Here is a 20,423-nt window from a genome sequence, read left to right on the forward strand (position 1 = left end):
CCACCCACTCCCAGCTCACCGCCACCGAGCAACTCGCCGCCGGCGTCACCCCCGGCCAGGTCCGCCTCGCCGTGGGCATCGAAGGCATCGACGACATCCTCGCCGACATCACCACCGGCCTCGAGGCCGCCGGCGCTTGATCACGGCCGCACGCATCGATCCCGCCCCGGATGCCGGGGCGGGATCGCGCATTTCGGGACCGAGCGCTACCGCACGGCGGCCGGGGCGGACACTTCGCCGAGCGCCCGGAGCGCCGGCACCCCGACCGGTTCGGTCGCGAGCAGCGGCACGACCGCGTAGCGATCGGCGAGTTCGGTACGGACCTTGTCGATCTGCTCGAGCTCGGCGGCGGCGCGGCGGCGCAGCAGCGGCGCGGTGGGCGCGGCGGCGGCCACGGAGTTGTCGATCACCCACGCCCAGGGGTGAATACCGGCACGTTCGAGGTCGGCCTGGAGCCCGGCGGCCTCGAGCACGGGAGTGGTCTCGGCGAGGGTGATCAACAAGACCTTGGTCGAAGCCGGGTCCTGCAGGCGCATCATCGGGGTGACGGCGTGCAGGCCCGGGCCCAGCTGCCGGGTGACGTCGCGGTGGTAGGAGCCGGTGGCGTCGAGCAGCAGCAGGGTGTGGCCGGTGGGTGCGGTGTCGACGACGACGAACTTGCGCCGGGACTCCTGGATCACTCGCGAGAAGGCTTGGAAGACAGCCACTTCCTCGGTGCACGGGGAGCGCAGATCCTCGGCGAGGGTCGCACGGCCCTGCTCGTCGAGGTGTGCACCCTTGGTGGCCATCACCCGCTCGTGGTAGGCGCGAGTGGCCTCGGCGGGATCGATGCGCGAGACGTGGAGGTGTTCGACATCGCCGTGCAGGGTCTCGGTCAGGTGTGCGGCGGGGTCGGTGGTGGTCAGGTGGACCTCGTGCCCGCGTTCGGCCAGGGCCACGGCGACGGCCGCGGCGACCGTGGTCTTCCCGACCCCGCCCTTGCCCATGCACATCACGAGACCGTGCCCGTCCCGCTCGATCTCGTCGATCAGGGCGCGCAGCGGCGCATCCGCGACGTCCGACAGCGCGCCGGTCTCCGGCGGGGGGTCCGTGCGACCGTCGGCCGTCTCGAACAGCGTCCCGAGGGCATCGAGACCGATCATGTTCGCGGCCTTGAGCTCGATCAGGTCCAGCGGCAACGGCTTCAGCGCCGCCGGCATGCCCGCCAATGCGGCCTGTTCGCGACGGTGGATCGCGAGGGCGAGGGGGTCCGTGTCGCCGGACGGCGCCGGCAGGACGCCGTTGACGACGACGTGCTGGCGGCTCAGCCCGAGGGCGGCGAGTTCGCCGTGGGTGCGGTCGATCTCGGCGAGGGCGGAGCGGGTGGCGCGGGCGACGAGCACGAGCCGGGTGCGCTGCGGGTCCGCCAGTGCGCCGACCGCGGCGGCGTACATGGCCTTCTGCTTGTCGAGCCCGGCGAGCGGTCCGAGGCACGACGCGTCACCCTTGCCCGCCTCGAGGAACTCGGTCCAGTTCCCGGGCAGCTGCAGCAGCCGGATGGTGTGTCCGGTGGGGGCGGTGTCGAACAGCACGTGGTCGAACGAGGCGATCTCGCCGTCGGTGTCGGTCAGCAGCGAGGTGAACTCGTCGAAGGACGCGACCTCGGTGGTGCACGAACCGGAGAGCTGTTCGGTGATCGAGGCGATCTCCGCGTCGGGCAGCAAACCCCGCACCGGTCCGACGATGCGTTCACGATAGGCGTCGGCGGCCTGCTCGGGATCGATCTCGAGCGCCGACAGGCCCGGCACCGCGGGAATTGCGGTGAGGGCGTTGCCGATCGTGAGGCCGAAGACCTGGCCGACGTTCGAGGCGGGGTCCGTCGAGACCAGCAGCACCTTCTTCCCGGCGCGGGCGAGGCTCAGCGCGCTCGCACAGGCGATGGAGGTCTTGCCGACGCCGCCCTTGCCGGTGAAGAACACGAACCGCGGCGGGTCGGTCAGGAATGCGGGGGTGGTCATCCGGTGATCTCCTCGTCCTCGGGTCGACAGCTCAGCAGCAGGTGGAGTCGCCGGGTGTGCAGCAGGCATCGTCCGCGATATTCAGCATCGTCGCGCCGGCGGGCGCCTGCGCGGCATCGAGTCCCGCCCACGCGGCGAGCTGGGTCCGATCGGGGTAGCGGCCGGTGAGCACGGTGACGTCGTCGACGAGCACGAGCGGCAGACCGGCGGAGCCGGCGACCTCGAGGAACCGCTTGACGGCGGGATTGTGCGCGAAGGCCAGCGGATCGTTGGCGAGGTTGTGGCGGGTGATGGTGGCACCCTGATCCTTCAGCCACTGCATGTCGGCCGTGAAGGTGACGAGGTTCCGGTCCACGTCGTCGCCGCACACGCCGGTGTTGCAGCACAGGGCCGGCTCGAAGACTGCGATGGTGCTCATGAGTTTCTCCTGGATCGGTCGGATCAGCGGATGGGGGAAGCGGAGTCGAGCAGGCGGGCGGCGAGCGCGTCGACGCGGGCGGCGATGTCGTCCCGCACGAGGCGCATCCGTTCGATGCCGTCGATGCCACGCTCGGACGGCTCGTCGGTGTCCCAGTTCTCCACGTACGCCGCGTCGACACGGGCGTCGCGGCCGAGGGTGACGACGAGGTCGACCTCCCGCAGCAGCTGCGGATCGATCGGCTTGGGATACTCGCCGTCCACCGGTGCGCCGACCTCCTCGAGCGCCTGCACCGAGAGGGCGTTGAGCGCCGGACCCGGTGCCGTTCCGGCGGAATGCACGGCGATGCGGCCGCCGGCGGCCTTGCGCATCAGCGCGGCGGCCATCTGGGACTTGCCGCCGTTCTTCACGCAGACGAACAGCACCGAGGGTGTGCGCACGTGGGGGTTCCTTCCGACCGGACCGGCTGTCCGTTTGACGCCGTGTTTCGACAACCGTCAATATAGACGCATGCCGAATCAACCGCCGCGCGGGGACGAGCCCTGCTGCCCGCCGCTCAGCCGCGAGCCGCTCACCTCCGATTGGGCCGGTGACCTGGCCCGCATGTTCAAGGCCCTGGGCGATCCGGTGCGCTTGCGGATGCTGAGCCTGATCGCCAGCCACGAGGGTGGCGAGTGCTGCGTGTGCGACATCTCACCGTCCTTCGACCTGTCGCAACCGACCATCTCGCACCATCTGAAGGTGCTGCGGGAGGCCGGCCTCCTCGACTGCGAACGTCGCGGCACCTGGGTGCACTACCGGGTCGTCCCCTCCGCTCTGGCCCAGCTGTCCGCGGTGCTGTCCGTCGAATCCGGGATCGTCGCGAACTCGTCCTGCACGCCCGCCGTCACCCTCGAGGAGGTCGCCTCGTGACCACCACCAGCGACCACCCGGCCGTGGTCGGCAAGCTGTCCACTCTCGACCGGTTCCTGCCGGTGTGGATCGGCGTCGCCATGGTCGCCGGCCTGTTGCTCGGCCGCCTGATCCCGGGCCTAGGCGACATCATCTCCACCGTCGAGATCGACGGCATCTCGCTGCCGATCGCCCTCGGCCTGCTGATCATGATGTACCCGGTGCTCGCCAAGGTGCGCTACGACCGGCTCGACACCGTCACCGGCGACCGGCGGATGCTGATCGGCTCGCTGGTCCTGAACTGGATCGTCGGGCCGGCGTTGATGTTCGCCCTGGCCTGGCTGATGCTGCCCGACCTGCCCGAGTACCGCACCGGACTGATCATCGTCGGTCTGGCCCGCTGCATCGCCATGGTCATCATCTGGAACGACCTCGCCTGCGGCGACCGCGAGGCCGCCGCCGTGCTGGTCGCGCTGAACTCCGTCTTCCAGGTGATCATGTTCGCCGGCCTCGGCTGGTTCTATCTCTCGGTGCTGCCGGGCTGGCTCGGACTCGAGCAGACCACCCTCGACGTCTCGCCCTGGCAGATCGCCAAGTCGGTGCTCATCTTCCTCGGCATCCCGCTGCTCGCCGGCTTCCTCACCCGGCACTTCGGCGAGAAGGCCAAGGGCCGCACCTGGTACGAGCAGAAGTTCCTGCCCACGATCGGGCCGTGGGCCCTGTACGGGCTGCTGTTCACCATCGTGATGCTCTTCGCGCTGCAGGGCGAGCAGATCACCTCCCACCCATGGGACGTCGCCCGCATCGCCCTGCCGCTGCTGGCGTACTTCGCGATCATGTGGGGCGGCGGCTATCTCCTGGGCGCCGCGATGGGCCTGGGCTACGAGCGCACCACCACCCTCGCGTTCACCGCGGCCGGCAACAACTTCGAACTCGCCATCGCCGTGGCCATCGCCACCTTCGGCGTCACCTCCGGGCAGGCCCTCGCGGGCGTCGTCGGGCCGCTCATCGAGGTGCCCGTGCTCGTCGGCCTCGTCTACGTCTCGCTCGCCCTGCGCAAGCGCTTCACCCCCTCCGCCACCCCCGCTGCTTCGTGAAGCCCGAGAGCCAGGGAGACGACATGTCCGACCACTCCGACCGCCACCAGCCCGAACTGCTCATGCCGCAGGCGGTACTCCAGCGCGCCGCCGAGCACCTCGCCGACAAGTACGACGGAATCTTCTCCCCGCAGACCGTCGAACGGGTGGTGTTCGAGTCCTATGCGGCACTGCGCCGCACCGCCACCGTCTACACCCACCTGACCGCGCTCGCCCCGCGGTTCGCCGCCGAACGACTGACCGCCCTGGCACAGGCCGAAGGCGCCGTCGCCAAGGACGTTCCGGAGGTGCTGTTCGTCTGTGTGCACAACGCCGGCCGCTCCCAGATGGCTGCCGCCCTGCTCGACCACCACGCCGGTGGCCGCGTCCACGTCCGCTCCGCCGGCTCCGCGCCGATCGCGGCGATCAACCCGGTCGTGGTCGAGGCCATGGCCGAACTCGGACTCGATCTCGGCGCCGAGTTCCCCAAGCCGCTCACCGACGACGTCGTCGCCGCCGCGGACGTGGTCGTGACCATGGGCTGCGGCGACGCCTGCGCCGTCTACCCCGGCAAGCGCTACCTCGACTGGACCGTCCCCGACCCGGACGGACAATCCCTCGAGGTGGTCCGCACCCTCCGTGACGACCTCGACGCCCGGGTCCGCGCTCTGCTTGCCGACCTCACCGCCGTTCCCACCGTCTGACACCCGAAAGGTTCCCTCGATGACCACCACGCCGTCCGTGCTGTTCGTGTGCGTGCACAACGCCGGCCGCTCCCAGATGGCCGCCGGATTCCTCACCGCCCTCGCCGGCGACGCCGTCGAGGTCCGTTCCGCCGGCAGCGCCCCCGCCGATCAGGTCAACCCCGCCGCCGTCGAGGCCATGGCCGAGCTCGGCATCGACATCTCCACCCAATCCCCGAAGATCCTCACCACCGACGCCGTCGAAGCCTCCGACGTGGTGATCACCATGGGCTGCGGCGACACCTGCCCTGTCTTCCCCGGCAAGAGCTACCGCGACTGGGTGCTCGAGGACCCGGCCGGCAAGGGGGTCGACTCGGTCCGCCCCATCCGCGACGAGATCAAGACGCGGGTCGAGGCACTGATCGCCGAACTCGTCCCCGGCGCCGTCCGCAGCTGACCCGACCGCAGGGCGTGCCCCGGCCGGATCCGCCGGGACACGCCCTGCGGCCCGGCCGGGTCGGCCACACTGGAGCCCGGGGCGACTCCCACCTTCCCCGCGAACCGAGAAGGGGTGCGCGATGACGGCACTGCCCATCGTCTGGCAACGCCTGGTCAGCCAGGGCCAGACGTGCCGCCGCTGCGCCGGCACCGGTGAGCAGGTCCAGCACGCGGTCGGCACGCTCGAGCAGGTCCTGCGCCCGCTCGGCATCGCACCGCACCTCGAGGTCCGCGAACTCGACGACGCCGCCTTCGCCGCGAACCCGGCCGAATCCAACCGCATCTGGATCGCCGGCCGCCCGCTCGAGGACTGGCTCGACGCCGACGTCGGCAGCAGCCGCTGCTGCTCGGTGTGCGGCGACTCCCCGTGCCGGACCGTCGCACTCGGACCGGTCACGTTCGAGGAGATCCCCGAACGACTGATCGTCAAGGCCGCCCTGATCGCCGCGGCGAGCCTGCTCGACGCCCCGGCCATCCCTGACGGCTGAGATCGGCGATCCGCGCACGGCGGCGGGCCACGGGTGACGAGGGAGACGATGAGCGCGATCGAGGTGGACGTCGTGGTGATCGGGGGCGGGCAGGCCGGCCTGGCCGCCGGGTACTACCTGCGCCGGGCCGGGCACGAGTTCGTCATCCTCGACGACCGGTCCGCCCCGGGCGGCGCGTGGCCGCACACCTGGCCCTCGCTGCGGTTGTTCTCCCCGGCGGAGTACGCGTCGCTGCCGGGATGGCCGATGCCGCCGTGGCGGGACGGGTTCCCACCGGCTCGGCATGTGATCGAGTATCTGACCGCGTACGAGCGTCGCTACGGCCTGCCGGTGCGGCGGCCGGTGCGGGTGCGGGCGGTCACCCACGACGACGACCGGGAGCGGCTGCGGGTGGACACCGCGGAGCAGGTGTGGCGGGCGCGGCGGGTGATCAGTGCCACCGGCACCTGGCAGCAGCCGTTCTGGCCCGTCTATCCCGGGGCCCGCAGCTTCGCGGGCAGACAGTTGCACACCGTGCAGTACCGCACCCCGGGTGAATTCGCCGGTAAGGCGGTGGTGGTGGTCGGCGGCGGCAACTCCGGGGCCCAGCTGGTCGCCGAGATCTCGGAGGTCACCGGCACCACCTGGGTGACCACCCGGCCGCCGCGGTTCCTGCCGGACGACGTCGACGGACGCGTGTTGTTCGAGATGGCCTCGCGGCGAGCGATGGCGCTGGCGGCCGGGCGCCCCGATCCGGGCGGTATCACCGACCTCGGTGACATCGTGATGGTCCCGGAGGTCCTCGCGGCCCGGGACCGCGGCGCGCTGGATCCGCTGCCGATGTTCGACCGGCTGACCCGTGACGGCATCTTCTGGGACGACACCGGCGAGAGCCGGCGCGCGGAGGTAATCGTGTGGGCCACCGGTTTTCGACCCGCCCTGGCGCCTCTGCGGCCGCTGCACCTGCGTGGGCCAGACGGTTCGATCGCTGTGGCGGGCACCCAGGCGTTGAAGGAACCCAGGCTGCATCTGCTCGGCTACGGGGACTGGACCGGCCCCGGTTCGGCCACGCTGATCGGGGTCGGGCGCACCGCCAAGGCCGCCGTCGCCGGGCTGGCGATGGACCCCAGCTCCTGAGCCCCCGTCGTTGATTCGTATCGGATTCCCAACCGTTTCAGGACGTGACCCTGGTTTCGGAAATGGGCGTGTCGCCGACACCCTGGCTGCGCGCTGAGGACCGCGCCTTCGAGGCGATGCTGGACGGCTGACGAGCGCAGCAGTTGGCACGCGGGCTGACGGTGTCGCACATCGAGGCGTCGTGTCGATTGATCGGTCGGTCGCCTCGGTCACCGTGCGCACCACCGTGGCCAGGGACCCGGCCACGGTGCCGACGACCGGGGGCTGCGTGAGTCGAGCAGGGTCGGACCGAGCTGGGCGCCGACAGCATGCGCCCTACAGTCGGAATCAGACCTTCCGGCCCTGTCGAAGGAATAGCATCCCGCCCGCCCGGGTGTGGTGGACGACCGTCGACTCCGGTTCCGACCCGGGCCTCGCCGTCTCTTGTCACCGCCTACGACAGGCGTGGTGAGCGACGCACGAGAACGGCCCACCGCACCCGGACGCTGCTCGCGGTCCGCACCTCGCCGGTCTCGGTCACCGCGGGCGGTTCGGGTGTGCGCATCGGTTCTCGAGACTCCGGTGCACGGGGGTACGTCGCGTCGAGTGTGCGCGTGGCGGCCCGTTCGACCAGCAGGGGGACGAAGTCTCGGATGCGGCATCCGTCGAGCCGACCGAGCGTGGCCTCGATCAGGCCCCCGACCACCTCGGGGTCGAGGTCGGGGTAGCGCTGGCCGAGTCGGATTCGGACGACGTCGATGGCGTGCACTTCGCTGTCGTCCATGAGAAGTATTGTCCCGCAGAACAGGACGGGTAGGAACACGTTTCGATACCACTTCGATCTGCGCACCCGCGGCGGAATCAGGCCCCTCTGCACGAGGCCGGGGGGTTCTGTTCGGATCGTCGGCTGGCCCGAGGTCATGTCGAACGCCTGCGGCGGTGGGCACGGGCCGGCGGCGGGCCACTCGATGACGAGTCGATCGGGCCCGTCTCGTCGCTGTCGATAACGGCCATCGCAGAGCCTCTTCCACAGTGGTGAAACGCTCGAACCGACTCCCCCCGAGGCCCTATCCTCTGCACGGCGGGTCGTGTACGGGGCAGGAACCGGGTTCGTCGTTGACGGTGGCCCTGTGTGCCCACCTTCGGTGCGGTTTCCGCCCGGGGAAGGCACCTCGTGCAGCCGAGCGAAAGCACGTGAGACCATTTCCCGGACCACACCGTTCACCCCGGACGGTGAGGAAGATCAGCACTTTCCCCGAGGCGGGTGCGGGATCGGCGCATACTGCTGATGTCTCATCCAGCCGGTGAAGGGGACCGCCATGTCCGAGGATGTACGTCACGACCCGGGAAGCATCAGCGTCAAGCAGGGCATCGCGGCGGGCACGTCGGTGGGGGCGGCGGTCATCATGGCCACCGTCGGCATCGTCCAGTTGCTCCAGGGCATCGCCGCGGTGGCCGAGGACGAGTTGTTCGTCCAGGGCCAGGAGTACACGTTCAAGTTCGACTTCACCGCGTGGGGGTGGATCCACATCGTCCTCGGGGTGGTGTTGGTGGTCGTGGGCATCGCGTTGATCACCGGCGCAACGTGGGCGCGGGTAGCGGCGATCGTCGTCGCGGCACTGTCGATCCTGGCGAACTTCCTGTGGCTGCCGTACTACCCGTGGTGGTCGATCCTGATCATCGCCTTGGACGTGGTGGTCATCTGGGCGGTGTCGACCTGGAATCCGCGAGCCGACTACTAGGACGAACCGTGCCGTCGGACCGAGCTTCGCCCTCGGCAACGCGACGGCCGTCAGGCGCTGACGTCCTTCGGTCAGCCCCTGCAGGTCGATCAGATTTCGGAGGTTTGCACATGAGCAAGCACGAGCACGACATCCTGTACGTGAGCGCTGCGGCATACGACAGCGTCGACGACGCCGTAGCGGACTTCGAGGCACTCGAGCAGCTGTACCGCGAGATACGCACCTCCCACGACTTCGACGCGTCCGTCATCGCCAAGGACGAGAACGGGAAGGTCCACATCGTCAAGAAGCACGAACAACCCACCCGCCACGGGGCAGCGGTCGGCCTCGGCTGGGGACTGGCGGTGGGGGTGGTGGCGGCGCTGTTCCCGCCCGTGGGCATCGGTCTCGTCGGTGCCGCCGCCGGCGGGACGGCCCTCGGGGCCGTGGTGGGGCACGCCAGCGACCGGATGAAACGCAGCGACGTCAAAGAACTCGGTGAGACCCTCGACGAGGGCCAGGCCGGCGTGATCGTGGTGTACGAAACCAACCTCGCCGATCAGATCGTCGCAAACATCAAAGCCGCCAACCGGATCGTCTCCAGAGCTACCGACATGGCCGCCGACCAACTCGCCATCGACCTCAGGAACGCCGAGCAGAATCGATAACCTCCGGAACGCTCGCATCGCCCCCTGAGCGCGGCGTTCGAGCGCGTCCGCACACGGCCGCATACCTGCCGCTCAGGCCGGCCATCCCGGCGTCGTGCCCAGCCCGCGCCACTCGCTGTCCCAGGCCGCCCCTCGGCGATGCTCGGCCCACTGGTGCAGCCCGTACAGCCCCGCGCCTGCCGCCGCCGCCGTCACCGTCCACACCGTCAGGGCCCCGACGACGGCGGTGGCGGCACTGTCCGCCCCGCTCCGCGGAGGGGCGACCGGAGCGCCGGTCACATCGACCCATTCGATCCGGTCGTACCGGCGCATCAAGGGACTGTGGCTCCACGGGGCCCGACGCCACAGGCGAACGGTCCGGGACGGTCCGGTCTCCATCACCTTCACCCCGCACGTCTTCGGCCCGATGTCACGGCCGGCGCAGGCGGTCCCCGCACCGGCACCTCGTGCAGTCGCTCGTCAGCGACGGGGCATGCTGTCGCGGCCGGCGGTGCCCTGCCCGGCGGTATTCTGCCCCACCGCCTTGTCCTTGAGCTGCACGAACTCCGCGGGGGTGATCGCACCCGAGTCGAGCAGGGCCTTCGCGTCGGCGATCTGCCCGGCCGGAGATCTGCCGGCCGTCACCTGCCGGATGTACTCGTCGGTGGTCTGCCTGGCCGCGAGCTGCGCCTGCCCAGCCCGGATGGCCATCCCCTGGCCGCGCACCACGAGGTAGATCAAGGCGCTGAAGAACGGGACCACGATCAGCACCACCACCCAGAAGGCCTTGGCCACGCCGGAGACGGTGTGGTCCCGGAACAGATCGATCAGGATCTGGAACAGCACGATCAGATACGCCGCGAACACGAACACGACGATCGTGTACCACAGGAAATCCCAGAACGACTCCATGATGTGCACCTCCTCGACCGGACCTCCTCGACCGCCGCAGCGGCGTCGACGCCGCGGCTACGGCACCGCAAACTGCCCGGACTCGACCGGATCGAGCAGGCGCCGCCGGGCGAATCGTTCGACCAGCTCGGGGCAGGTCCGGCACCGGAACCCCCGCAAGTCCTCGACGCCGGCGCCACGACCGCCTCCACCCAATGCAGCGGGAGACGGCCGTCGAACTCGGCGACGAGGCGCTCCACCGCTCCGCGGTGGGGGGAACCGCACCCGCCTCGGTCATGCTCGTCTCGAATCACGCAGTCCCGGTGTGCTCCGCCGGAAAGGACTGCCTCGAGTGTATGTCCGGCCACCGCCCCAGCACCCGGGATCGCCCAGCCGACGGGAAGAAGTGCATCATTGCCCCGTACGACCGGCTGCCCGAGTGTCGGTGCCGACGTGCCGGCCGCCGACCTGCGCCGTCCAGGCGATCGTGTCGCCCCGGGCGGCCACGGGAAAGCGTCCGAGGTGGCCCGGCGTCATCCAACCGAACAACGAGGTGCCTGATCAATCGGTTGGTGACCAGCGCAATCCGCTTCCATCGGGTGAGGTGTTCGACCCCGACCTCGAGGTCCTCCCACGCCGCGCCGAGATCCCTCGGCTTCGAAGCGGTCGGCCGGCTCCACCCCTCCTCGGCCGGTCTGTCCCGCGGTCAGCCCCGGGATGCCGGGCGTCCCGGGTCATCCGCACCGGTCGGCGCGTCCTGCTTCGTCATCGCTGGGCGCGGTCCCGTCGAAAAATCCCGCCAGCCGACGAGCACCGTGTGCACGGCCTCGGCGCCGTGCAGCGGTTCGGGCGGGGCGGGCAGGTGGGCGGGGTAGACGAGAAACGGGGTGCTCTGCGGTCCGCCCATGCCGCCGTGCGAGCCGACCTGCTCCTCGAACGCCGCGACCTCGTCGGTGTCGGGCCAGTACGCGCCGCCGACCATGATGTCGGCAACGTTGTCGAAGGTGTCGGTGCGGCGCACCTTCGCCAGCGCGTCGGGGCCCATCACCGCCAGCGGGTTCCGGCCGGTGACTTTCCCCGTCGTCACGTCGACCTGACCGTGAGGCCCGAGCACCACGGACCCGCCGGGAGCGGCCACGAGCAGGAAGCCGATCCCGGGATGCTCGCGCAGCCCGGTGAGCAGACCGGGGTGGGCGGCCTCGATGGCGTGGACGTCGGCGCGTCCGGACATGTGCGGGAAGTAGACCAGGCCGAGGTTGCCCGAGCCGAGCACGATCGGCTCACCTGGGCAGGCGTGCGCCTCCTCGCCGGCGGCCGGCGAGTGCACGCTGGCCGCGGCGTAGGCGCGCCCCTCCGCCCCGGGCTGGGCGGAGACGTCGGATTCGCGCTCGTACCAGTGACGTTTCGCCGGTTCGCGCCGGGTGGCCAGCCGGATGACCAACTGCCCCAAGGTTTCCCCGTAGCGTTGCAGAAAGGTCGCGCCCTGACTCTGCCCGTGATCGGACAGCACGACGACGCGGTAGGGCCGATCGGCCTGCGCCACCACGGCGAGCAGCATCTCGACGACGTCGTCGAGTTTGGTCAGCACCGCGAGGGTCTCGGGCCGGGAGATGCCGGAGTGGTGCGACACCTCGTCGTAGCCGATCAGGTCGACGTAGACGACGCTGCGCCCCTTGATCAGATCGCCGACCACCGCCGCGACGGCGACGTCGGTGGCGAGCACGGTCGCGAACGCCCGCACGAACGGATAGAGCCCGCCCCGCGGCACCCGCGGCTGGATGTCCTTCCGCTTCTGCCGCAGCGACTGGCGTAGTTCTCGTTGCAGTTCCGCGAGCATCCGGATGAACGTGCGCAGCGCGCTCGCCGGGTCGGCGAAATAGTCGCTGTAGCCGGCACCGCCGCCGAGGCGGGCACCGCGCATGCGGCTGACGACGAGCACGTTGTCGTGCGCGCCGCCGGTGAACAGGTTGCCCCGGCTCGTACCGTCGTGCCCCAGCAGGCCGGGGATGTGGGTGCGTTCGAGTTCGCGTTGCTCGTTGTCGACCGGGTTGCTGAACACCGAGACGTGCTCGGTGGTCTTGTCGTACCAGCGGAACGCCGGCACGTTGTGGTTGGAGCCGTGCAGCACGCCCAGCTGGGTCGCACCGGTCTGACTGCTCCAGTCGGTGTGCCACGGCATCAGCCGGTGGGTCTCGCGCACCAACTTCGCCAGCGCCGGGGTCACACCGTCGGCGATCGCGCGACGCAGCACGTCGTAACCGAGGCCGTCGATCTGGATGCACAACAGCCCCGGGGACGCGTCCACGAGTGCGGTGTTGCGACGCAGCCGGAACCGCTGTCGGCGCACCTGCATCAGCCGGTACGCGGTATCGGAGCGGGACGCGATGGCGCCCGAGACGACGGAGGTGAACAGCGAGAGCAGCGCCGCGAGGTAGAACGCATCCCGGCGCTGGTCCACCGCCGCGACCGGTACCAGGTACAGCGTCAACAGCATGATCACACCGCCGGCCACAAACACCCCGACGAACAGCAGCACCGGGCCGATCCACGACATCAACCGCATCATCACCGGCCACAGCGCCGCGTTGAGCAGGCCGAACACCAACGCGAGCACCAGCGCGGCCGGAAGCGTGGGTAGCGGAGTGAAGCCCGACGGGTCCAGGGTGATGCCGCCGAGGATGCGGTCGAGCACGATGAGCGCGAGCGCCGACGACCCCCACAGCACGAGGAACTCGACAAGCACCCGCACCATGCCGCCCACCGTGCGCATCGCGGCCCCTTCCCTCGTCTGGAATCGTAAGGGTCGTGAGCGCGCTACCGGGTCCGGATGCCGCCACATCCGGTGTGCGCTGGCTCGGACATGCCAGCGCGCTGATCATGGACCGCGGGACGGTCGTCCTGACCGATCCGGTGCTGACCGACCGCGTCGCGCATCTGCGCCGCCGCCGGGGGCCCACCCCGAGCGGGCCGCACGTGCACAACCCGGACGCCGTCCTGCTCTCGCACCTGCACGCCGACCACACCCACCTGCCGTCGCTGCGGCTGCTCGACCCGGACGTTCCGATCGTGGCCCCGTGGCGGGCGATCGACGGCCTGCCCGCGCTGCGCCAGTTCGCCGACCGCCTGGTGCCGCTGCGGCCCGGCGACGAGACACGGATCGGCAAGCTCACCGTGCGCGCCGTGCCCGCCCAACACGACGGCCGGCGCTGGCGACGCGGCCCGGAGCTCGCCCCGGCGATCGGGTACGTCGTCGAGGGGGACCGGCGGACCTACTTCGCCGGCGACACCGACCTGTACCCGGACCTCGCCGACCACGTTGGCCCGGTGGACCTCGCGCTGCTACCCGTCGGCGGCTGGGGTCCGACCCTCGGCAACGGCCACCTCGACCCAGCGCGGGCCGCGGTCGTCGCGCGGCTGGTGGCGGCGGGCCTGGCAGTGCCTATCCACTACGGCACGCTGTGGCCGATCGGTCTCGACGCCGTGCGCCCCCGGTTGTTCTTCGGCCCCGGCGCCGAGTTCGTCCACCACGCCGAGCGCGAGGGGATCGTCGCGGTGGAATTGCCCCCGGGTGGCGCACTCGGCGCACCGGGCGCCGGCCCCGGTGCGCCGGGACCGTACCGCGTATGAATTCGGCCACCTCGGCTCACGGGATGCCGTAGGCGCGGTGGTCGGCCTCGCGCAGCGCGCTCACATAGTCGCCGCGTCCGCGGCCGGTCCCGTCCGCGCCGGGCGGCACGGCGAGCATCCCCCGGAACTCGTCGACGCTGCGATACCCCTTGCGGCGCATCCACTCGCACATACCGTCGAGCAGGACGGCGGCGTACTCGGGACCGTGGCGCAGCAACGCCGAGGCGGACTGCACGACGTCCGCGCCGGCGAGCAGGTACTTGATCACGTCGGTGGCGTCCTCGACGCCGGTGGTCGCGGCCAGGTCGGCACGCACCCGTCCACGCAGCAACGCGATCCAGGTCTGCGGCAGCCGGGTCTCCGCGGGGGTCGAGAGGGTCACGGCAGGCACCACGGTGAGGGTTTCGGGATCGATGTCGGGCTGCAGGAACCGATTGAACAGCACCAGCCCGTCGGCCCCGGCCTCGTCGAGGCGAAGCGCCATCTCGGCGATCGAACTGAACTGGGGGCTCACCTTGACCGCCACCGGCACGGTGACGGCGTCCGCGACCCGGGCCAGGACGTCGAGGTGCCGTTGTTCGACGTCCCGGCCGCTGATGTGCGGATCACCGGGCAGGTAGTAGATGTTCAGCTCGATCGCGGCCGCACCGGCGTCCTGCATCGACCGTGCGTAGCCCGCCCACCCGCCCGGGGTGACGCCGTTCAGGCTGCCGATCACCGGGACGGCGACCGCCTGCACGGCGCGTTCGAGCAGACTCAGGTAGCGGCGCGGTCCGTGGTCCTCGACGGCTTCCTCCGGAAAGTACGACAGGGACTCGGCGTAGCTCTGCGAACCGTGCTCGGTCAGTGCCGCATTGCGCTCCGCTTCGCGCAGCAGCTGCTCTTCGAACAGCGAATAGAGCACCACCGCACCGACGCCTGCCTCTGCGAGCCGTCGGACACCGTCGACCGTGCGTGACAGTGGGGAAGCCGCCGCCACCAGTGGGTTCGGCAGGGCCAGGCCCAGATACCGCGTCGACAGGTCCATCAGCTGTCCTTGCGGGCGTCTGCGGTGAAGTGGTGCGACCCTTGCGACGCCATGTCCTCGTACCGGTCCCAGCGCTGAGCGATCGCCTCCCCGGAGAGGCCGAGGAGCCGGTCGTATTCCGCCGGATCGGTGTTGGCGAGCGCGCGGTACCGCAGTTCGCGGCTGCGGTAGTCCTCGAGCGGAATCCTCGGCCGGTGCGAATCGAGCAGGAACGGATTCTGCCCGGCCGCCCGCAACACCGGGTCGTAGCGGATCAGCGGCCAGTGCCCGCTGGCCACCGCGCGGTACTGCTGGTCCATCCCGTGACGCATGTCGATGCCGTGCGCGATGCACTGACTGTAGGCGATCACGAGCGAGGGTCCCTCGTAGGCTTCGGCTTCCCGCATCGCCTGCAACGTGTGCTGCGGATCGGCGCCCATCGCGACCCGGGCGACGTAGACGTTGCCGTAGGCGATGGCCTGCAACGCGAGATCCTTCATCGGGACCGTCTTCCCGCCGGCGGCGAACTTCGCGACCGCCCCGAGCGGGGTGGCCTTGGACATCTGCCCCCCGGTGTTGGAATACACCTCGGTGTCGAGGACCAGGACATTGACGTTGCGGCCGCTGGCCAGGACGTGGTCGAGGCCCCCGGCACCGATGTCGTAGGCCCAGCCGTCGCCGCCGACGATCCACACGCTGCGCCGCACCAGGTGGTCGAGCACACTGCGCAGGTCGGCGGTCACGGCGGGATCCAGCTCTGCGAGAAGGGTTTCGAGTTCGGCCACCCGCTCCCGCTGGGCGCGCAGCTCGGACTCGCGCAGCTGCGGCGCCGTCAGGATGTCGTCGACGAGGTCGGCACCGATCGCCTCGCGCAGTTCGGTCAGGCGCCGCCGGGCGAGCCGGGTGTGCTCGTCGGCGGCCAGCCGGAACCCGAGCCCGAATTCGGCGTTGTCCTCGAACAGGGAGTTGGACCAGGCGGGGCCGCGTCCGTCCGCGTTGGTCGTCCAGGGGGTGGTGGGCAGATTGCCGCCGTAGATCGACGAGCAGCCCGTGGCGTTCGCGATCATCAACCGGTCGCCGAACAGCTGGGAGAGCAGCTTGAGATACGGGGTCTCCCCGCAGCCCGCGCAGGCGCCGGGAAACTCGAACAGCGGCTCGAGGAACTGCGTTCCGCGGACGGTGCCGAAGTCCACCCGGGCCCGGTCGGCCGTCGGCAGCGTCTCGAAGAAGGTGATGTTCTCGCGTTCGGGGGCCACCCGCGGTTCGCGGGGGGCGAGGTTGATGGCCTTGGTCACCGTCGCGCCGGGGGCCACGGCAGGACAGGCCTCGACGCACAGCCCGCATCCGGTGCAGTCCTCGGCGTAGACCTGCAGGGTGTACCGGGCATCCGGCAGGCCCACAGCGCCCAATGCCGCCGAGCCGAACTGCTCCGGGGCACCGTCCAAGTGGGACTTGTCGTAGAACTTGGTACGGATCACGCTGTGTGGACAGACGAAACTGCAGTTTCCGCACTGGATGCAGGTGTCCGGGTCCCACACCGCGACCAGTTCCGAAATGTTGCGCTTCTCGTAGGCGGTGGTGCCGCTCGGATAGGTGCCGTCCACGGGAAACGCGCTGACCGGCAAGGCGTCCCCGCGCCCGGCCATCATCTCCGCGGTGACGGTGCGGACGAACTCGGGCGCGTACTCGGGCACGATCGGCGCCGGCACCCGCGCGGTGGTCACCCGGTCGGGCACATCGATCCGGTGCAGCTCTTCCAATGCCCGGTCCACCGCGGCCAGTTCGCGCCGCAGCACGTCGGCTCCGCGGTTGCCGTAGGTCTTCTCCACCGACTTCTTGATCCGGGCGACGGCCTGCTCGCGCGGCAGCACATCCGAGATCGCGAAGAAGCAGGTCTGCAGCACGACATTGATCCGCCCGGCGAGCCCGACCTCACGAGCGATCCGGCCCGCGTCGACCGCATACAGCGTGATCCGTTTGTCGAGGATCTGTTCCTGGACCCGGCGGGGCAGCGCGTCCCAGACCTCGTCCGGCCGGTGTCTGCAGTTCAGCAGGAGGGTCGCTCCCGGCGCGGCCGGCCCCAGGACGTCGATCTTGTCGAGGAATCGGAACTGATGGCAGCCGACGAGGTCCGCGCGGCTCACCAGATACGGTGCGCGGATGGGCCGCGGCCCGAAGCGCAGGTGCGAGACGGTCTGCGAGCCGGACTTCTTCGAGTCGTAGACGAAGTAGCCCTGCGCGTGCAGGTGCTCCTCGTCGCCGAGGATCTTGATGGTGTTCTTGTTGGCCCCGACCGTGCCGTCCGAGCCCAGGCCGTAGAAGATCGCCCGCACGGTGTCGGAGGATTCGATGTCGAAGGACGGATCGTAGGTGATGCTGGTGCCGGACACGTCGTCGTCGATGCCGACGGTGAACCGGCGCCGGGGCCGCTCGCGGGCGAGCTCGGTGAAGACGCCGGCGACCATGCCGGGCGTGAATTCCTTCGACGACAGGCCGTAGCGTCCGCCGCAGACCCGGGGCATGACGGCCCGCTCACCGTCGGCATGTGCCTCGGCGAGGGCCGCGACGACGTCGAGATACAGCGGCTCGCCGAGCGAACCCGGTTCCTTGGTGCGGTCCAGCACGCCGATCGTGCGCACCGTCGCCGGCAGCGCAGCCGACAGCGCCTCGGCGGGGAAGGGCCGATACAGCCGCACCTGCACCACCCCGACCCGCTCACCGCGGGCGGTGAGCGCGGCAGCGGTTTCGGCCGCGGTGTGCGCACCGGATCCCATCAGCACCAGCACCCGTTCCGCCTCGGGATGCCCGGTGTACTCGACGATGCGCATATCGCGGCCGGTACGCTCCCCCAACCGCGCCATCAACTCGTCCACCACGGCCGGAACCCGGGCGTAGAACGGGTTGACCGTCTCACGCGCCTGGAAGTAGGTGTCCGGGTTCTGCGCGGTGCCCCGGATGAACGGCCGCTCCGGCGACAACGCGCGTCCGCGGTGCTCGCGGATCAGCTCCTCGGGCACCAGGGCCCGCAGGTCGTCGTCGGCCAGCGTCTCGATGGTGTTGAGCTCGTGCGAGGTGCGGAAGCCGTCGAAGAAGTGCACGAACGGCACCCGCGTCCGCAGGGTGGCGGCCTGCGCCACCAGCGCCAGATCGTGCGCCTCCTGCACCGAGGCCGAGGCGAGCAACGCGAACCCGGTCTGGCGCACCGCCATCACGTCCGAATGGTCACCGAAGATCGACAGTCCCTGCGCGGCCAGGGACCGGGCGGCGACGTGCATGACCGCCGAGGTCAGCTCGCCGGCGATCTTGTACATGTTCGGGATCATCAGCAGCAGCCCCTGCGACGCGGTGAACGTCGTCGCCAGTGCCCCGCCCTGCAGCGCGCCGTGCAGCGCGCCCGCCGCGCCGCCCTCGCTCTGCATCTCCACCACACTCGGCACGGTGCCCCACACGTTCGGCCGGTGCCGGCTGGACCATTCGTCGGCCAGTTCGGCCATCGCCGACGACGGGGTGATCGGATAGATGCAGCACACTTCGTTGAGCCGGTAGGCAACCGACACGGCCGCCTCGTTGCCGTCCACCGTGGCACGCGTCATGTCGGCTCCGGAAACATCTCGATGGCGTGGACCGGGCACTGCTCGAAGCACTCTGCGCAGCCGGTGCACTTGTCGTAGTCGTATCGGTAGCCGTGGCCGGCACCCAGCTTGACGATCGCGTCCTCCGGGCACGCGCCGAGACAGCCGTCGCACTCGAAGCAGTTGCCGCACGACAGGCACCGGCCCGCCTCGAATGTCGCCGCCTCGGCCGACACCCCGCCGACCACCTCGTCGAACCCGGAAACGCGCTGCTCGACGGGCAGTTCGGGCTGTACCCGCCGATCCGCGTCGGCGAAGTACCACAGGTGCAGCTGGTCGAACGTCGCGATCGGATGCTTGGCGGGCCGCTCGTCGGACACTCGGCGCAGCCAGGCGTCGATGTGGTGCGCCGCCTTCTTCCCGTGCCCCACCCCCACCGTCACGGTGCGCTCGCCGGGCACCATGTCGCCGCCTGCGAACACCCCGGGGCAACCGGTCATCAGCGACCCGTCTACCCGGACGCTGCCGTCGCGCTCGAACTCGACTCCGGGCAGCGTGCGCATGAACGCCGACTCGGTCTCCTGGCCGATCGCCATGATCAGCGTGTCCGCGGCCAGGGTCTCGAAACGTCCGGTCGGCCGCGGACGACCGGACTCGTCGAGTTCCATGACCTCGACCTGCAGTTCGGGACCGTCGAAGGCGGTGACCGTGCGCAGCCAGTTGATCCGTACGCCTTCGCGTTCGGCGTCCTCGGCTTCCTCCTCGTGGGCGGGCATCTGCTCGCGGGTGCGGCGATAGACGATGACCGCGTCCTCGGCCCCGAGCCGGCGGGCCACCCGGGCCGCGTCCATCGCCGTGTTGCCGCCGCCGTAGACGGCAACGTGCCGCCCGACGGCCGGGGGTTCCCCGGCGGCGACACCGCGCAGGAACGACACCGCGTCGATCATCGTGCCCGCGTCGCAGACCGGGATGTCGACCCGTTTGGCCAGATGCGCGCCGACCGCGACGAACACCGCGTCGAAACCACCCTCCGCGCGTTCCGCCGCGAGGTCCTCGACCCGGTGGTTGCAGGTCAGCTCCACGCCCAGCGCCGCGACCCGCTCCAGTTCCACCTCGAGCACGTCGCGCGGAAGCCGGTAGTTCGGGATGCCGTAACGCATCATCCCGCCGGGCTCGGCGCCGGCGTCACGAATCTCGACGTCGTGGCCGCGGCGAGCGAGGTGACAGGCAGCGGACAGCCCGCTCGGTCCGGCACCGATCACCAGTACCCGCTTGCCGCTGCGGGCGGGCGGCGGCTCGAACATCCAGCCCTGCTCGCGCGCCCGGTCCCCGAGAAACCGCTCCACCGAATGGATGGACACGGCGCTGTCCAGAGTGGCGCGATTGCAGACGGATTCGCAGGGGTGGTAGCACACCCGGCCGTGGATGGCGGCGAACGGATTGTCGGCGACCAGCTGCCGCCAGGCCTGCTCGTACCGGCCGGCCTTCGCGTGCGCCAGCCAGGCCTGGATGTTCTCCCCGGCGGGGCACCGGGCGTTGCACGGCGGCAACAGGTCCACATACACGGGCCGACGCCGGCGCACCGGCCCCGCGCGGGGACGGCCGTGCACCAGATCCGGCAGCGGCGTGAGCTCCTCCGACGGCCGGGCCGGACGCCCACCCGTCGCCCCGCCACTGCGCTCGTCGGCAGTCATCCCCTCACGATAGGGCTCCGGCCGGGTGTCCGGCACCGTATTGCGGCGGTACGGACATGCCGACGACGCGTCTCCGACGGATCGGGCCCGCTACGGACGAGCCTCCGAAGCGGGCCCGC

20 protein-coding genes are annotated in these 20,423 nt (G+C 70.5%); 10 read left to right on the top strand and 10 right to left on the bottom strand.

Annotated elements, in window-relative coordinates:
• On the top strand, positions 1–140 hold a 140-nt coding region (locus tag ACWPOB_RS25740), incomplete at its 5' end, for a PLP-dependent transferase (protein ID WP_206531416.1).
• A 66-nt stretch (positions 141–206) separates the two neighbouring features.
• On the opposite strand, the gene arsA is transcribed toward ACWPOB_RS25740, so the two are convergent.
• Genes arsA through ACWPOB_RS25755 form a run of 3 tightly spaced genes read right to left on the bottom strand, consistent with a single transcriptional unit; the run spans position 207 to position 2,855 of the window.
• A complete protein-coding gene (gene arsA, locus ACWPOB_RS25745) occupies positions 207–1,997 on the bottom strand; it encodes an arsenical pump-driving ATPase (protein WP_455402560.1) in 1,791 nt (596 codons plus the stop codon).
• A gap of 31 nt (positions 1,998–2,028) precedes the next feature.
• Complete coding sequence (gene arsD / locus ACWPOB_RS25750; RefSeq protein ID WP_100055796.1) at positions 2,029–2,415, bottom strand: arsenite efflux transporter metallochaperone ArsD; 387 nt, start codon at positions 2,413–2,415, stop codon at positions 2,029–2,031.
• Positions 2,416–2,438: 23 nt separating this feature from the next.
• Positions 2,439–2,855, bottom strand: coding sequence for an arsenate-mycothiol transferase ArsC (locus tag ACWPOB_RS25755; RefSeq protein WP_100055797.1), 417 nt, complete (start codon positions 2,853–2,855; stop codon positions 2,439–2,441).
• A 70-nt stretch (positions 2,856–2,925) separates the two neighbouring features.
• Between ACWPOB_RS25755 and ACWPOB_RS25760 the strand changes: the two genes are divergently transcribed.
• From ACWPOB_RS25760 to ACWPOB_RS25785, 6 genes are all read left to right on the top strand, one after another.
• Complete coding sequence (locus ACWPOB_RS25760; RefSeq protein WP_043797947.1) at positions 2,926–3,327, top strand: ArsR/SmtB family transcription factor; 402 nt, start codon at positions 2,926–2,928, stop codon at positions 3,325–3,327.
• Positions 3,324–4,403 (top strand): ACR3 family arsenite efflux transporter, encoded by a 1,080-nt coding sequence (arsB, locus tag ACWPOB_RS25765; protein ID WP_100055798.1) that lies wholly within the window; start codon positions 3,324–3,326, stop codon positions 4,401–4,403. Before ACWPOB_RS25760 ends, arsB begins: the two co-directional genes overlap by 4 nt.
• A 23-nt stretch (positions 4,404–4,426) precedes the next feature.
• Entirely contained in the window at positions 4,427–5,086 is a 660-nt protein-coding gene (locus ACWPOB_RS25770; protein ID WP_100055799.1) for an arsenate reductase ArsC, read from the top strand.
• Positions 5,087–5,105: 19 nt separating this feature from the next.
• Positions 5,106–5,522 carry an arsenate reductase ArsC gene (locus ACWPOB_RS25775; protein ID WP_100055800.1) on the top strand — a complete coding sequence of 139 codons (417 nt, stop codon included), beginning with the start codon at positions 5,106–5,108 and terminating at the stop codon, positions 5,520–5,522.
• 121 nt (positions 5,523–5,643) lie between these two features.
• On the top strand, positions 5,644–6,051 hold the full coding sequence (locus ACWPOB_RS25780; RefSeq protein WP_100055801.1) for a DUF2703 domain-containing protein: 408 nt from the start codon (positions 5,644–5,646) through the stop codon (positions 6,049–6,051).
• 48 nt (positions 6,052–6,099) lie between these two features.
• Positions 6,100–7,167: an ArsO family NAD(P)H-dependent flavin-containing monooxygenase gene (locus tag ACWPOB_RS25785; protein WP_455402561.1), complete on the top strand. Its 1,068-nt coding sequence runs from the start codon at positions 6,100–6,102 to the stop codon at positions 7,165–7,167.
• Positions 7,168–7,600: 433 nt separating this feature from the next.
• On the opposite strand, the gene ACWPOB_RS25790 is transcribed toward ACWPOB_RS25785, so the two are convergent.
• The gene (locus ACWPOB_RS25790) at positions 7,601–7,930 is read right to left on the bottom strand and encodes a three-helix bundle dimerization domain-containing protein (RefSeq protein WP_100055802.1); all 330 of its coding nucleotides are present in this window, start codon (positions 7,928–7,930) and stop codon (positions 7,601–7,603) included.
• Positions 7,931–8,465: 535 nt separating this feature from the next.
• Here ACWPOB_RS25790 and ACWPOB_RS25795 point away from each other — a divergent pair.
• Together ACWPOB_RS25795 and ACWPOB_RS25800 are read left to right on the top strand one after the other, a co-directional pair.
• Positions 8,466–8,888, top strand: coding sequence for a DUF7144 family membrane protein (locus tag ACWPOB_RS25795; RefSeq protein ID WP_006945066.1), 423 nt, complete (start codon positions 8,466–8,468; stop codon positions 8,886–8,888).
• Between the two features lie 110 nt (positions 8,889–8,998).
• Entirely contained in the window at positions 8,999–9,535 is a 537-nt protein-coding gene (locus ACWPOB_RS25800; RefSeq protein ID WP_100055803.1) for a DUF1269 domain-containing protein, read from the top strand.
• A gap of 72 nt (positions 9,536–9,607) precedes the next feature.
• Here the strand turns inward: ACWPOB_RS25800 and ACWPOB_RS25805 are convergent, their stop codons facing one another.
• From ACWPOB_RS25805 to ACWPOB_RS25815, 3 genes are all read right to left on the bottom strand, one after another.
• Complete coding sequence (locus ACWPOB_RS25805; protein ID WP_100055804.1) at positions 9,608–9,847, bottom strand: hypothetical protein; 240 nt, start codon at positions 9,845–9,847, stop codon at positions 9,608–9,610.
• Between the two features lie 147 nt (positions 9,848–9,994).
• Positions 9,995–10,426 (bottom strand): SHOCT domain-containing protein, encoded by a 432-nt coding sequence (locus ACWPOB_RS25810; protein ID WP_100055805.1) that lies wholly within the window; start codon positions 10,424–10,426, stop codon positions 9,995–9,997.
• A 685-nt stretch (positions 10,427–11,111) separates the two neighbouring features.
• Complete coding sequence (locus tag ACWPOB_RS25815) at positions 11,112–13,175, bottom strand: alkaline phosphatase family protein (protein WP_455402562.1); 2,064 nt, start codon at positions 13,173–13,175, stop codon at positions 11,112–11,114.
• 35 nt (positions 13,176–13,210) lie between these two features.
• Here ACWPOB_RS25815 and ACWPOB_RS25820 point away from each other — a divergent pair, with 35 nt between their 5' ends.
• Positions 13,211–14,032: an MBL fold metallo-hydrolase gene (locus ACWPOB_RS25820; RefSeq protein WP_100055807.1), complete on the top strand. Its 822-nt coding sequence runs from the start codon at positions 13,211–13,213 to the stop codon at positions 14,030–14,032.
• Positions 14,033–14,048: 16 nt separating this feature from the next.
• On the opposite strand, the gene ACWPOB_RS25825 is transcribed toward ACWPOB_RS25820, so the two are convergent.
• From ACWPOB_RS25825 to ACWPOB_RS25835, 3 genes are read right to left on the bottom strand one after another with little or no spacing between them, the layout of a single operon-like run.
• Complete coding sequence (locus ACWPOB_RS25825; protein ID WP_455402563.1) at positions 14,049–15,059, bottom strand: dihydroorotate dehydrogenase-like protein; 1,011 nt, start codon at positions 15,057–15,059, stop codon at positions 14,049–14,051.
• Positions 15,059–18,631: a pyruvate:ferredoxin (flavodoxin) oxidoreductase gene (nifJ, locus tag ACWPOB_RS25830; RefSeq protein WP_455402564.1), complete on the bottom strand. Its 3,573-nt coding sequence runs from the start codon at positions 18,629–18,631 to the stop codon at positions 15,059–15,061. The genes ACWPOB_RS25825 and nifJ overlap by 1 nt, the downstream gene beginning before the upstream one ends.
• Positions 18,628–20,304, bottom strand: coding sequence for an NAD(P)-binding protein (locus ACWPOB_RS25835; protein ID WP_455402565.1), 1,677 nt, complete (start codon positions 20,302–20,304; stop codon positions 18,628–18,630). Before ACWPOB_RS25835 ends, nifJ begins: the two co-directional genes overlap by 4 nt.
• Between the last annotated feature and the right edge of the window lie 119 nt (positions 20,305–20,423).

This window comes from Rhodococcus sp. 2H158, assembly GCF_053764755.1.

What these genes read in the sequence shown, in the direction of transcription:
- ACWPOB_RS25790 (WP_100055802.1), bottom strand. Translation starts at nt 7,930, where the DNA reads ATGGACGACAGCGAAGTGCACGCCATCGACGTCGTCCGAATCCGACTC.
- ACWPOB_RS25795 (WP_006945066.1), top strand. Translation starts at nt 8,466, where the DNA reads ATGTCCGAGGATGTACGTCACGACCCGGGAAGCATCAGCGTCAAGCAG.
- ACWPOB_RS25775 (WP_100055800.1), top strand. Translation starts at nt 5,106, where the DNA reads ATGACCACCACGCCGTCCGTGCTGTTCGTGTGCGTGCACAACGCCGGC.
- ACWPOB_RS25770 (WP_100055799.1), top strand. Translation starts at nt 4,427, where the DNA reads ATGTCCGACCACTCCGACCGCCACCAGCCCGAACTGCTCATGCCGCAG.
- arsD (WP_100055796.1), bottom strand. Translation starts at nt 2,415, where the DNA reads ATGAGCACCATCGCAGTCTTCGAGCCGGCCCTGTGCTGCAACACCGGC.
- ACWPOB_RS25760 (WP_043797947.1), top strand. Translation starts at nt 2,926, where the DNA reads ATGCCGAATCAACCGCCGCGCGGGGACGAGCCCTGCTGCCCGCCGCTC.
- nifJ (WP_455402564.1), bottom strand. Translation starts at nt 18,631, where the DNA reads ATGACGCGTGCCACGGTGGACGGCAACGAGGCGGCCGTGTCGGTTGCC.
- ACWPOB_RS25815 (WP_455402562.1), bottom strand. Translation starts at nt 13,175, where the DNA reads ATGCGCACGGTGGGCGGCATGGTGCGGGTGCTTGTCGAGTTCCTCGTG.
- ACWPOB_RS25800 (WP_100055803.1), top strand. Translation starts at nt 8,999, where the DNA reads ATGAGCAAGCACGAGCACGACATCCTGTACGTGAGCGCTGCGGCATAC.
- ACWPOB_RS25825 (WP_455402563.1), bottom strand. Translation starts at nt 15,059, where the DNA reads ATGGACCTGTCGACGCGGTATCTGGGCCTGGCCCTGCCGAACCCACTG.
- ACWPOB_RS25810 (WP_100055805.1), bottom strand. Translation starts at nt 10,426, where the DNA reads ATGGAGTCGTTCTGGGATTTCCTGTGGTACACGATCGTCGTGTTCGTG.
- ACWPOB_RS25835 (WP_455402565.1), bottom strand. Translation starts at nt 20,304, where the DNA reads ATGACTGCCGACGAGCGCAGTGGCGGGGCGACGGGTGGGCGTCCGGCC.
- ACWPOB_RS25805 (WP_100055804.1), bottom strand. Translation starts at nt 9,847, where the DNA reads ATGCGCCGGTACGACCGGATCGAATGGGTCGATGTGACCGGCGCTCCG.
- arsA (WP_455402560.1), bottom strand. Translation starts at nt 1,997, where the DNA reads ATGACCACCCCCGCATTCCTGACCGACCCGCCGCGGTTCGTGTTCTTC.
- ACWPOB_RS25780 (WP_100055801.1), top strand. Translation starts at nt 5,644, where the DNA reads ATGACGGCACTGCCCATCGTCTGGCAACGCCTGGTCAGCCAGGGCCAG.
- ACWPOB_RS25785 (WP_455402561.1), top strand. Translation starts at nt 6,100, where the DNA reads ATGAGCGCGATCGAGGTGGACGTCGTGGTGATCGGGGGCGGGCAGGCC.